The organism is Pseudomonas sp. ADAK21 (assembly GCF_012935735.1).
Taxonomy (GTDB): domain Bacteria; phylum Pseudomonadota; class Gammaproteobacteria; order Pseudomonadales; family Pseudomonadaceae; genus Aquipseudomonas; species Aquipseudomonas proteolytica.
The window spans coordinates 2,508,558-2,520,888 of record NZ_CP052857.1; the positions used below are offsets into that span (position 1 = coordinate 2,508,558).

8 protein-coding genes are annotated in these 12,331 nt (G+C 60.3%); 6 read left to right on the top strand and 2 right to left on the bottom strand.

The annotated features are described in order from the left end of the window. The first annotated feature begins 164 nt into the window (after nucleotides 1-164). The 5 genes from gltB to HKK57_RS11385 all read left to right on the top strand — a co-directional run bounded on the left by gltB (nucleotide 165) and on the right by HKK57_RS11385 (nucleotide 9,030). Nucleotides 165-4,610 (top strand): glutamate synthase large subunit, encoded by a 4,446-nt coding sequence (gltB, locus tag HKK57_RS11365; protein WP_029296080.1) that lies wholly within the window; start codon nucleotides 165-167, stop codon nucleotides 4,608-4,610. 32 nt (nucleotides 4,611-4,642) lie between these two features. After that, on the top strand, nucleotides 4,643-6,061 hold the full coding sequence (locus tag HKK57_RS11370) for an FAD-dependent oxidoreductase (protein WP_010213750.1): 1,419 nt from the start codon (nucleotides 4,643-4,645) through the stop codon (nucleotides 6,059-6,061). A gap of 251 nt (nucleotides 6,062-6,312) precedes the next feature. Next, on the top strand, nucleotides 6,313-7,380 hold the full coding sequence (hemE, locus tag HKK57_RS11375; RefSeq protein ID WP_029296084.1) for a uroporphyrinogen decarboxylase: 1,068 nt from the start codon (nucleotides 6,313-6,315) through the stop codon (nucleotides 7,378-7,380). Between the two features lie 122 nt (nucleotides 7,381-7,502). Then, the gene (locus HKK57_RS11380; protein ID WP_224791169.1) at nucleotides 7,503-7,766 is read left to right on the top strand and encodes a helix-turn-helix transcriptional regulator; all 264 of its coding nucleotides are present in this window, start codon (nucleotides 7,503-7,505) and stop codon (nucleotides 7,764-7,766) included. Next, nucleotides 7,759-9,030 (top strand): type II toxin-antitoxin system HipA family toxin, encoded by a 1,272-nt coding sequence (locus HKK57_RS11385; protein ID WP_169390175.1) that lies wholly within the window; start codon nucleotides 7,759-7,761, stop codon nucleotides 9,028-9,030. Before HKK57_RS11380 ends, HKK57_RS11385 begins: the two co-directional genes overlap by 8 nt. Before the next feature lie 21 nt (nucleotides 9,031-9,051). Here the strand turns inward: HKK57_RS11385 and HKK57_RS11390 are convergent, their stop codons facing one another. Further along, on the bottom strand, nucleotides 9,052-10,293 hold the full coding sequence (locus HKK57_RS11390; protein WP_238353704.1) for an MFS transporter: 1,242 nt from the start codon (nucleotides 10,291-10,293) through the stop codon (nucleotides 9,052-9,054). Nucleotides 10,294-10,448: 155 nt separating this feature from the next. Between HKK57_RS11390 and HKK57_RS11395 the strand changes: the two genes are divergently transcribed. Continuing rightward, nucleotides 10,449-11,342: a LysR family transcriptional regulator gene (locus HKK57_RS11395; RefSeq protein WP_029296092.1), complete on the top strand. Its 894-nt coding sequence runs from the start codon at nucleotides 10,449-10,451 to the stop codon at nucleotides 11,340-11,342. Between the two features lie 519 nt (nucleotides 11,343-11,861). On the opposite strand, the gene HKK57_RS11400 is transcribed toward HKK57_RS11395, so the two are convergent. Further along, nucleotides 11,862-12,311, bottom strand: a complete 450-nt coding sequence (locus HKK57_RS11400; RefSeq protein ID WP_029296094.1) for a hypothetical protein — start codon at nucleotides 12,309-12,311, stop codon at nucleotides 11,862-11,864. Between the last annotated feature and the right edge of the window lie 20 nt (nucleotides 12,312-12,331).

Sequence of the window (12,331 nt, forward strand, 5' to 3'; positions counted from 1 at the left end):
ATTTGCGACAGTTCGTCGCCAAATTTGTGGGCGTCTGTGTCGGTGTGTACAATGACCTCCCTTTTGCCCCCGCTAAGCCGGCGTACGTTCGGCGTGGAAGGTAACCGGTTGAATTGAAAAGAAATTTGCCTCGAAATAAGAGGCAGCCTGGTGAGAAAGTGTCTATGAAAGCAGGTCTGTACCAACCCGATGAATTCAAGGATAACTGTGGTTTCGGCCTGATAGCCCATATGCAGGGCGAACCCAGTCATACCCTTCTGCAAACGGCCATCGAGGCCCTGACCTGCATGACCCACCGCGGTGGGATCAACGCTGACGGCAAGACCGGTGACGGTTGCGGCTTGCTGATTCAAAAGCCCGACCAGTTCCTGCGCGCTGTCGCCAAGGAAACCTTCGGCGCCGATCTGCCCAAGCAATACGCCGTGGGCATGGTGTTCTTCAATCAGGACCCGGTCAAAGCCGAGGCCGCTCGCGAGAACATGAACCGCGAGATCCTCGCCGCTGGCCTGCAACTGGTTGGCTGGCGCAAAGTGCCAATCGATACCAGTGTGCTCGGCCGCCTGGCCCACGAGCGCCTGCCGCAGATCGAACAAGTGTTCATCGCAGGCGACGGCCTGAGCGACCAGGACATGGCGATCAAGCTGTTCACTTCCCGTCGTCGCTCGTCCGTGGCCAACGCCCTGGACACTGACCACTACATCTGCAGCTTTTCCCACAAGACCATCATTTACAAAGGCCTGATGATGCCGGCGGACTTGACCGCCTTCTATCCAGACCTGAGCGATGAGCGCCTGCAAACCGCGATCTGCGTGTTCCACCAGCGCTTCTCCACCAATACCCTGCCGAAATGGCCGCTGGCCCAGCCATTCCGCTTCCTCGCCCACAACGGCGAGATCAACACCATCACCGGCAACCGCAACTGGGCCGTGGCCCGTCGTACCAAGTTCGCCAACGACTTGATGGACCTCGAAGAGCTCGGCCCGCTGGTCAACCGTGTGGGTTCCGACTCCTCGAGCATGGACAACATGCTGGAACTGATGGTCACGGGCGGCATCGACCTGTTCCGTGGCGTGCGCATGATCATTCCGCCAGCGTGGCAGAACGTCGAGACCATGGACCCGGACCTGCGGGCGTTCTATGAGTACAACTCGATGCACATGGAACCGTGGGACGGCCCGGCCGGCGTGGTCATGACCGATGGTCGCTACGCGGTGTGCCTGCTCGACCGCAACGGCCTGCGCCCGGCGCGTTGGGTGACCACCACCAACGGCTTCATCACCCTGGCCTCGGAAGTTGGCGTGTGGAACTACCAGCCTGAAGACGTGATCGCCAAAGGTCGTGTCGGCCCTGGCCAGATCCTTGCCGTGGACACCGAAACCGGGCAGATCCTCGACACCGACGCCATCGACAACCGCTTGAAGTCGCGCCACCCGTACAAGCAATGGCTGCGCAAGAACGCCCTGCGCATCCAGGCGACCATGGAAGACAACGACCACGGTTCGGCTTTCTATGACGTCGACCAGCTCAAGCAGTACATGAAGATGTACCAGGTCACGTTCGAAGAGCGCGACCAGGTCCTGCGTCCGCTCGGCGAGCAAGGCTACGAGGCTGTTGGCTCCATGGGCGACGACACGCCAATGGCCGTGCTGTCCCAGCGTGTGCGCACGCCATACGACTATTTCCGCCAGCAGTTCGCCCAGGTGACCAACCCGCCGATCGACCCGCTGCGTGAAGCCATCGTGATGTCCCTGGAAGTGTGCCTCGGTGCCGAGCGCAATATCTTCCAGGAATCGCCAGAGCACGCCTCACGCGTGATCCTCAGCTCGCCGGTCATTTCCCCGGCCAAGTGGCGCTCGCTGATGACCCTGGAGCGGCCAGGCTTTGACCGCCAGATCATCGACCTGAACTACGACGAGAGCCTCGGCCTGGAAGCCGCGGTGCGCAACGTCGCCGATCAGGCTGAAGAAGCCGTGCGCGCCGGTCGCACGCAGATCGTGCTGACCGACCGCCATATCGCCCCGGGCAAGCTGCCGATCCACGCATCCCTGGCCACTGGCGCGGTGCACCACCGCCTGACCGAAAAAGGCCTGCGCTGCGACTCCAACATCCTCGTCGAAACCGCCACCGCCCGCGACCCGCATCACTTTGCGGTGCTGATCGGCTTTGGCGCCTCGGCGGTGTATCCGTTCCTGGCGTACGAAGTACTGGGCGACCTGATTCGTACCGGCGAAGTGCTGGGCGATCTGTACGAAGTATTCAAGAACTACCGCAAAGGCATCACCAAGGGCCTGCTGAAGATCCTGTCGAAGATGGGCATCTCCACCGTCACGTCCTATCGCGGTGCGCAACTGTTCGAAGCTATCGGCTTGTCCGAAGAAGTCTGCGAGCTGAGCTTCCGTGGCGTGCCAAGCCGCATCAAGGGTGCGCGTTTCGTCGATATCGAAGCCGAACAGAAAGCCCTGGCGGCCGAAGCGTGGAGCGCGCGCAAGCCGATCCAGCAAGGTGGCCTGCTCAAGTTCGTGCACGGTGGCGAATACCACGCGTACAACCCGGATGTGGTCAACACCCTGCAAGCCGCTGTGCAGCAGGGCGACTACGCCAAGTTCAAGGAATACACCGCGCTGGTGGATAACCGCCCGGTGTCGATGATCCGCGACCTGTTCCAGGTGAAGACCCTGGACACGCCGATGGACATCGCCGAGGTCGAGCCGCTGGAATCGATCCTCAAGCGCTTTGACTCCGCCGGTATTTCCCTGGGTGCCTTGTCGCCCGAGGCCCACGAAGCCCTGGCCGAAGCCATGAACCGCCTGGGTGCGCGTTCCAACTCCGGCGAAGGCGGCGAAGACCCTGCGCGCTACGGCACCATCAAGAGCTCGAAAATCAAGCAGGTCGCCACTGGCCGTTTCGGGGTGACCCCGGAATACCTGGTCAACGCCGAAGTGCTGCAGATCAAGGTGGCCCAGGGCGCCAAGCCCGGTGAAGGCGGGCAACTGCCGGGCGGCAAGGTCAACGGCCTGATCGCCAAGCTGCGTTACGCAGTGCCAGGCGTGACCCTGATTTCGCCACCGCCGCACCACGACATCTATTCGATTGAAGACTTGTCGCAGCTGATTTTCGACCTCAAGCAAGTCAACCCGCAGGCCCTGGTCTCGGTGAAACTGGTGGCGGAAGCCGGCGTGGGCACCATCGCCGCTGGCGTGGCCAAGGCCTATGCCGACCTGATCACCATCTCCGGCTATGACGGCGGCACCGGCGCATCGCCGCTGACCTCCATCAAGTACGCCGGTGCACCGTGGGAGCTGGGCCTGGCCGAGACTCACCAGACCCTGCGCGGCAACGACCTGCGCGGCAAAGTCCGGGTACAAACCGACGGCGGCCTGAAAACCGGCCTCGACGTAATCAAGGCCGCCATCCTCGGCGCCGAAAGCTTTGGCTTCGGTACCGCGCCAATGATCGCCCTGGGCTGCAAATACCTGCGCATCTGCCACCTGAACAACTGCGCCACCGGCGTGGCGACGCAGAACGAGAAGCTGCGCAAGGATCACTACATCGGCACCGTCGACATGGTGGTGAATTTCTTCACCTACGTCGCCGAAGAGACCCGTGAGTGGCTGGCCAAGCTCGGCGTGCGCTCCCTGGAAGAGCTGATCGGCCGTACCGATCTGCTGGACATTCTCCAGGGCCAGACCGCCAAGCAGCACCACCTGGACCTGACGCCGCTGTTGGGCAGCGATCACATCCCGGCAGACAAGCCACAGTTCTGCCAGGTAGAGCGCAACCCGCCGTTCGACAAAGGCCTGTTGGCCGAGAAGATGGTCGATATGGCCGGCTCCTCGATCAATGACGCCAGCGGTGGCGAGTTCGCCCTGGATATCTGCAACTGCGACCGTTCCATCGGTGCGCGGATCTCTGGCGAAATCGCGCGCAAGCACGGCAACCAGGGCATGGCCAAGGCGCCGATCACTTTCCGCTTCAAGGGCACGGCCGGCCAGAGCTTTGGCGTGTGGAACGCCGGTGGCCTGCACATGTACCTCGAAGGCGACGCCAACGACTACGTGGGCAAGGGCATGACTGGCGGCAAGCTGGTGATCGTTCCGCCAGCGGGTAGCGTCTACAAGACCCAGGACAGTGCCATTATCGGCAACACCTGCTTGTACGGCGCCACCGGTGGCAAGCTGTTCGCTGCCGGCACTGCCGGTGAGCGTTTCGCCGTGCGTAACTCCGGTGCCCACACCGTGGTCGAAGGCACTGGCGATCATTGCTGCGAGTACATGACCGGGGGCTTTGTCGCGGTACTGGGCAAGACCGGTTACAACTTCGGTTCGGGCATGACCGGCGGTTTCGCCTACGTGCTGGACCAGGACAACACCTTCGTCGACAAGGTCAACCACGAGTTGGTCGAGATCCAGCGGATCAGCGGCGAAGCCATGGAGTCCTACCGGAACCACTTGCAGCACGTGCTGGACGAGTACGTCGAGGAGACCGGCAGCGAATGGGGTCGTAACCTCGCCGAGAACCTCGATGATTACCTGCGTCGTTTCTGGCTGGTCAAGCCCAAGGCTGCCAACCTGAAATCGTTGCTTTCCAGCATCCGTGCCAACCCGCAGTGATATGCGCCTGAAGAGTTTGATGAGGTTTTAACATGGCTGAACGTCTGAATAACGACTTCCAGTTCATCGATGTCGGGCGCAAAGATCCGAAGAAGAAACTGTTGCGTCAACGCAAGAAAGAGTTCGTGGAAATCTACGAACCCTTCAAACCCCAGCACTCGGCCGACCAGGCCCACCGCTGTCTGGGGTGCGGTAACCCGTATTGCGAGTGGAAGTGCCCGGTGCACAACTTCATTCCCAACTGGCTCAAACTGGTAGCCGAGGGCAATATCCTCGCCGCCGCCGAGCTGTCGCACCAGACCAACACCCTGCCGGAAGTCTGCGGCCGGGTGTGCCCCCAGGATCGTCTGTGCGAGGGTGCCTGCACCCTCAACGACGGTTTTGGTGCGGTGACCATCGGTTCGGTGGAGAAGTACATCACCGACACCGCGTTCGCCATGGGCTGGCGCCCGGACATGTCCAAGGTCAAGCCGACCGGCAAGCGTGTCGCGATCATCGGCGCAGGCCCGGCGGGCCTGGGCTGTGCCGACGTGCTGGTACGCGGCGGCGTGACCCCGGTGGTGTTCGACAAGAACCCGGAAATCGGTGGCCTGCTGACCTTCGGCATCCCCGAGTTCAAGCTGGAAAAGACCGTGTTGAGCAATCGCCGCGAAGTCTTCACCGGCATGGGCATCGAGTTCCGCCTGAACACCGAGATCGGCAAAGACGTGACCATGGAGCAGTTGCTCGAAGAATACGATGCGGTATTCATGGGCATGGGCACCTACACCTACATGAAGGGCGGCTTTGCCGGTGAGGACCTGCCGGGTGTGTATGACGCGCTCGACTTCCTGATCGCCAACGTCAACCGCAACCTGGGCTTTGAAAAGTCGCCGGAAGATTTCGTCGACATGAAAGGCAAGAAGGTCGTGGTACTGGGCGGTGGCGACACCGCGATGGACTGCAACCGCACGTCGATCCGCCAGGGCGCCAAGTCGGTGACCTGTGCCTATCGCCGTGACGAAGCCAACATGCCCGGCTCGCGCAAAGAGGTGAAGAACGCCAAGGAAGAAGGCGTGAAATTCCTCTACAACCGCCAGCCGATCGCCATTGTGGGTGAAGATCGCGTTGAAGGCGTGAAGGTGGTCGAGACCCGTCTCGGCGAGCCGGACGCCCGTGGCCGCCGCAGCCCCGAGCCGATCCCGGGTTCCGAAGAGATCATCCCGGCTGACGCCGTGGTCATCGCTTTCGGTTTCCGTCCAAGCCCGGCGCCGTGGTTCGAGCAGTTCCAGATCCAGACCGACAGCCAGGGCCGCGTCGTAGCCCCGGAACAAGGCCAGTACAAGCACCAGACCAGCAACCCGAAAATCTTTGCCGGTGGCGACATGGTGCGCGGTTCGGACCTGGTAGTAACGGCGATCTTCGAAGGCCGCAACGCCGCCGAAGGTATCCTGGACTACTTGCAGGTCTGACCCCGATCCCAACTTGAAATGGGATCAAAATGTGGGAGCTGGCTTGCCTGCGATAGCGGTGGTGAATTCAACATCGCCATCGCAGGCAAGCCAGCTCCCACACAAATCCCATTCCACATGGGGTTTGCTGGGGTCTGTCATACCGCAAGACACCGCGACAAATTGACCCGATAGACAAAAGGCTGACCTGCAACCGTGCCTTTTGCGTCCGGCTCTGAGAAAATGCCCGCACTTTTTTTGCGGATGCCGACATGACTGCCCTCAAGAACGACCGTTTCCTTCGTGCCCTGCTCAAGCAACCTGTAGACGTCACCCCAGTGTGGATGATGCGTCAAGCCGGTCGCTACCTGCCGGAATACCGCGCCAGCCGCGCCAATGCGGGCGATTTCATGAGCCTGTGCATGAATCCGGAGTTCGCCTGCGAAGTCACGATGCAGCCGCTGGACCGCTATCCACAACTGGATGCGGCCATCCTATTCTCCGATATCCTGACCATCCCCGACGCCATGGGCCAAGGCCTGTACTTTGAAACCGGCGAAGGCCCGCGCTTCAAGAAAGTGGTCAGCACCCTGGCCGATATCGAAGCCCTGCCGATCCCGGATCCCCACAAAGACCTCGGTTATGTGATGGACGCCGTCAGCACCATCCGCCGTGAGCTCAATGGCCGCGTACCGTTGATCGGCTTCTCCGGCAGCCCGTGGACCCTGGCCACCTATATGGTCGAAGGCGGTTCGTCGAAAGACTTCCGCAAGACCAAGGCCATGCTCTACGACAACCCACAAGCCATGCACCTGCTGCTGGACAAGCTGGCGCAGTCGGTCATTTCCTACCTCAACGGCCAGATCATGGCCGGTGCGCAAGCGGTGCAGATCTTCGACACCTGGGGTGGCAACCTGTCGGCGGCGGCGTACCAGGAGTTCTCCTTGGCCTACATGCGCAAAATCGTCAGCGGCCTGATCCGCGAACACGAAGGCCGCAAAGTGCCGGTGATCATGTTCACCAAGGGCGGCGGCCTGTGGCTGGAAAGCATTGCCGACGCCGGTGCCGACGCGCTGGGCCTGGACTGGACCTGCGACCTGGGCGAAGCCCGTCGCCGTGTGGGCAACCAAGTGGCCCTGCAAGGCAACATGGACCCGACCGTGCTCTACGCCAAGCCCGAAGCCATCCGTACCGAAGTAGGTCGCATCCTCGCCAGCTACGGCAAAGGCAGTGGCCACGTGTTCAACCTTGGCCACGGCATCACCCCGGAAGTGAACCCGGAGCATGCAGGCGCGTTCCTGCGGGCGGTGCATGAGTTGTCGGCGCAGTATCACGAGTGATTTCAGCTCATAAAAAACGCCCGGCTTAGGCTGGGCGTTTTTTTGGGCCCGAAACAGACGTAAGGTGCTAGTAAAGTCCTTCATATAGGACTTATTCTGATTTTTATTTAAAAAAGTCCAATATGGGTGACATCATGCTGCTGGCGAATCCACCTCAACTTGGCGAAAGGATACGCCAGTTACGTCGCGCCAAAGGTTACAGCCAGGCGCAACTGGCGGATCGGGCCAAGTGCAATCGCAAGACCATCATTGATCTTGAAGCGGGTGAGAACGTTGCGATGTACACGGTATTCCGGGTGATCTCGGCACTTGGGATGGCATTGGAAGTCGTCGACAAACGCATAGATCTCAAATCCCTGGCGGACCTGGTAGAGCACGATGAGTAGAGTCAAGTTACTCAATGTCGTTACCCCGCAGGGGCGTTCGGGCGAGTTGTCCAAGGGCTCCCAGTTCTCGTTTGCGTACGCATCTGCCGATACCGAGCGCGAGGTGTCGCTGGTCATGCCTTATGACCCGACGCCTGCGGTCAGCAACGTGTTGCATCCGATTTTTGATATGAACGTGCCGGAAGGTTTTCTCGCCGATCAGATAAAGCGCCGTATGGCCAGGCACATTCAGGTAGACGAGATGCGTCTGCTATCGGTTATTGGCGGGAACCAGATCGGGCGCCTGACCTATCAGAACCCCGTCGAAGCTTCGGCTGCCGTGCGTGCACAGGTAGGGCTAGGCCAAATTCTTTCGGCTGACAGTACCCAGGACATCTTTGCGTTTTTGGTGCAGACCTATTTCGAGTCGGGTATTTCCGGCGTGCAGCCCAAAGTGTTGGTGCCTGATCTGGACAAGCTGGCCGGTGGCCGTAAAACCCTGCTCAGTTCCGACCTGATCGTAAAGTCCGGTGCCGATGAATATGCTCATCTGGCCCAGAATGAATTCCTCTGCATGGAAGCCGCGCGCATTGCGGGGCTGGAAACACCGCCATTCTGGTTGTCCGAAGGAGGCGATCTGTTTGTCATGGAACGCTTTGACCTGACACCGTCTGGGCGGCTGGGTTTTGAAGACATGGCGGTGCTTTTGGGCCTCAACAAAGACCCCCATGACAATTACAAGTATTCCCAGAGCTACGAAACCCTGGCTACGGTCATTGACCATGTCTGTGCGCATGGCGAGCCGCTGCGCGAGCTTGAGCGGTTTTTCTCTTACGTCTGCCTGTCAGTGATGGTGCGCAATGGCGATGCGCACTTGAAGAACTTCGGGGTGCTCTATACCCATCCTGGCGCGCGTGAAACGGTGCGGTTGGCGCCGGTGTTTGATGTGACTACCACCACGGTGTATGAGCACTACAACCCCAAGTCCGGACGCTCATTGGTTGATCGCACGTTGGCAATCAAGATGAACAAGGTGAAGACCTACCCGGATCGCCAACAACTGATGGAGTTCGGTCGTAAACACTGTGCCGTGGAAAAGCCAGGGATAATCATCGAGCGAATCGCAGAGGCCATGTCCGAGGCGCTCGTCACCCATCAAGCCCGAATCGACGTTGAGATGTTTTCGGCGATGCAGGCTGAATGGGATGCGGGGCGTGCCATGGCGTGTCATGACTCGTTGGTGGGCGGTATGAAACGAAAACCTGTGGTGAAAAAAACGCGGTAACGCGGTTTTTTGTGTGGCGAATCAAGTTGCCGTTTTTGCCAGCGGCTGCAACTTCGCCAGCTTCAACGCCACCAGCAGCGCAACGATCAACAGTGCAACGATAAACCCGCCAATCCCGTTCCACCCCCCGTAGTGCCAGAAAACACCCCCCGCCGTACCGGCAATACTCGACCCCGCGTAGTAGCTGAACAGGTACAGCGACGACGCCTGCCCCTTGGCTTTCAGCGCTCGTCGGCCAATCCAGCTGCTGGCCACCGAATGGGCGCCGAAGAAGCCGAAGGTGAAGACCAACATGCCGATGATGATCAGTGGCAGCGGGCTGAACAGGGTCAGGGTGATGCCGGCGAGCATCAGCACGATAGTGGCCCACAACATGCGGCGCCGGCCCAGGCGGTCGGCCAGCGAGCCGATCTTCGCCGAGCTGTAGATGCCCGACAAGTACACCACTGACAACAGGCCGACCACCGCCTGGCTCATGTCATAAGGGGCGGCCAGCAAGCGGTAGCCGATGTAGTTGAACAGCGTGACGAAGGCGCCCATCAGTACGAAGGCTTCGAGAAACAGCCACGGCAGGCCCGCATCCTTGAAGTGCATGACAAAGCCGTTGATCAGGTTGCGCGGCTTGAGGCTGCTGGCGCGGAAGTTGCGCGACTCGGGGAGGATCTTCCAGAACACGGTTGCCGCAATCAGTGCCAGTGCGCCGATGATCAACATCGCGGTGTGCCAACTGACGAAATCGATCAGCACGCCGGTGATCAGGCGCCCGCTCATGCCCCCAATCGCATTGCCGCCGATATACAGGCCCATGGCCAGGCCGATGTGCTGCGGATGGATCTCTTCGCTGAGGTAAGTCATGGCCACGGCCGCCAAGCCACTAAGGGACAGGCCCAGCAGCGCACGCAGTAACAGGATGCCTTCCCAGGTCGGCATCAGGCCGCTGGCGATGGTGCATACCGCCGCGCAGAACAGCGAGGTGACCATCACTGGCTTGCGCCCCAGGCGGTCGGAAATCGGTCCGGTGATCAACAGGCCAAAAGCGAGCATCGCCGTGGAGACGGAGAGGATCAGGCTGCTTTGCGCGGCATTGATGGAAAACTCGTGGGACAACGCCGGCATCATCGGCTGCACGCAATACAGCAGGGCAAAGGTGGCAAACCCGCCGGAAAACAGGGCCAGCACCGTGCGCATGAACATCGGCGTGTCTTTTTCGATGTACACATCGTTGAGTTGCGCCACCACCTCGTCGAGGGCGGTGGGTGGCAGTTCCTGGACGAGTGGAGCAACAGCAGATTTCACGCGGGACCTCGGTGGCAAAGGCTGCCAGGGCTGGCAATGAAAAAAGAATATAGCTGGCTAATGATTCTTTCCAATATATTGTTCGACCTGTTTGATAGCTTTTACGACCTAATGAGGTTTTCATGGAATTGCGCCACTTGCGCTACTTCATCGCCGTGGCTGAAGAGCTGCATTTCGGCCGGGCTGCCCAGGTATTAGGCATCTCCCAGCCGCCGTTGAGCCAGCAGATACAGGCCCTGGAACAGGAGGTCGGCGCCCGCTTGTTTGAACGTACCAATCGTCGGGTCGAGCTGAGTGAGGCTGGCCGCTTGTTCCTCACAGAAGCCCGCCTGGTACTGGCCCAGGTCGACAAGGCCGCAGACGTGGCGCGCCGTGCGCAGTTGGGGGAATTGGGCGAATTGAAGATCGGCTTCACCTCTTCGGCGCCATTCAACTCCAGCATCCCACAGGCGATTTTTGCTTTTCGCCAGGCCTTCCCGGCGGTGCACCTGAACCTGCAGGAAATGAGCAGCACCGAGGTGGCGGGGGCACTGGTGGACGAGTCGATCCAGGTCGGCCTGATGCGCCCGCTGCCCTTGCCGGACTCATTGAGTGTCGTGGAGTTGATGCGCGAGCCCCTGGTGGCGGTGCTGAGTGCCGGCCATCCGTTGGCCCAAGGCAGCGAGCGGGGCCTGCACCTGACGCAGTTGGCTGACGAACCTTTTGTGTTTTTCCCACGGGCCTACGGCAGTGGTTTATATGCGCAACTGATCAACCTGGCCCGCGATGCCGGCTTCAGCCCGTACTTCGCACAGGAGGCCGGCGAAGCCATGACCATCATCGGCCTGGTGGCGGCGGGGTTGGGGGTGTCGGTGTTGCCGGCCTCGTACCAGCGCATCCGCATCGACGGCGTGGTCTACCGCACCTTGCTCGACCCGGAGGCAGTGACGGCGGTGTGGCTGGTGCAGCGCAAGGACCAGCAGTCGCCCATGGCCAAGGCGTTTGTCGAGCTGCTGACGCGCAAGGCGTTGGTGTAGCGGCGGTCACATATCAGGTAACGGAACCGGTTTAGTGATTTGCTTTGGCGTTGCGCAAAATCGTTTCTTTTTCACTGAGTGACATGGATGACACTTCTCTACCAACCCAAAGAAGGCAGTGTGCTGGGCGAAATGCGACATCGTTGCCACCGTCAGCCTTGGACGACTTGACCGAATCAAGAGTAAGGATCGGCATGGCAAACGAACTTACAAAATCGACGAACTTTCCAGCGAGCAGTTTTTGGCTGTAAAGGCGGCGGTGCGTGGCGCACTTGGCCTTTGACGAATCGGTTAGCTGACAGGAGGCGTTTTGCCACGGATTGTCCTATCCGGCTTTTCAGGCATACTGCCCCAGTTCCCGAAAGGGGCTTGTGAGACTCTGAGGATCCTGGAAATCCAGCTATCGCAGAGCCGGGCAGGACAAAGGCGATGACAAGCCAGCCTGCTTGTGAAGAGGGCGCCGAAAGGCGCCCTTTGTCGTTTCTGGTGTTAGGTGGATGCTGGCTTGCCAGGCGCCACTCAGTTCTGCTTCGACGTCCCCGTCTCCTTGAACAACTGCGCCGCCGTACCCGCTTGCGCCGCGCCGTTTGTGCGCAGCCCGGCCATGATGTCGCGGTCGAGCATGCTCACCCAGCGGTTGTAGTTGCGATGAATCTTGCCGTCCTTGTAGCCCAGTTCCTGGCTGTCACGGTAGGTGATGGCGTAGCTGGTGCCGGTATAGCGGATGTCGATCTCGGCGTAGTAGCGGTTGCGCACGTTGATCTGGGCCTGGATCAGGCGTGGGTCGGCGCGCTGGACGGTCCAGTTGCGCTTGTCCAGGGCGGTGAGGATGCTCTGTTTCATTTTCTCTTCGCTGACCTGCTCGTTGGCGGCGAGCGCGTGCTGGGTGTTGAGCACCGGTTTGCTGGTACAGCCGGCGGCGGTCAGCAGGGTCAGGGCGATGAGGGTGGCGCGTAGCAACGAAGACATTCCGTTCTCTCCAATCAAAT

What these genes read in the sequence shown, in the direction of transcription:
- gltB (WP_029296080.1), top strand. Translation starts at nt 165, where the DNA reads ATGAAAGCAGGTCTGTACCAACCCGATGAATTCAAGGATAACTGTGGT.
- HKK57_RS11370 (WP_010213750.1), top strand. Translation starts at nt 4,643, where the DNA reads ATGGCTGAACGTCTGAATAACGACTTCCAGTTCATCGATGTCGGGCGC.
- hemE (WP_029296084.1), top strand. Translation starts at nt 6,313, where the DNA reads ATGACTGCCCTCAAGAACGACCGTTTCCTTCGTGCCCTGCTCAAGCAA.
- HKK57_RS11380 (WP_224791169.1), top strand. Translation starts at nt 7,503, where the DNA reads ATGGGTGACATCATGCTGCTGGCGAATCCACCTCAACTTGGCGAAAGG.
- HKK57_RS11385 (WP_169390175.1), top strand. Translation starts at nt 7,759, where the DNA reads ATGAGTAGAGTCAAGTTACTCAATGTCGTTACCCCGCAGGGGCGTTCG.
- HKK57_RS11395 (WP_029296092.1), top strand. Translation starts at nt 10,449, where the DNA reads ATGGAATTGCGCCACTTGCGCTACTTCATCGCCGTGGCTGAAGAGCTG.
- HKK57_RS11400 (WP_029296094.1), bottom strand. Translation starts at nt 12,311, where the DNA reads ATGTCTTCGTTGCTACGCGCCACCCTCATCGCCCTGACCCTGCTGACC.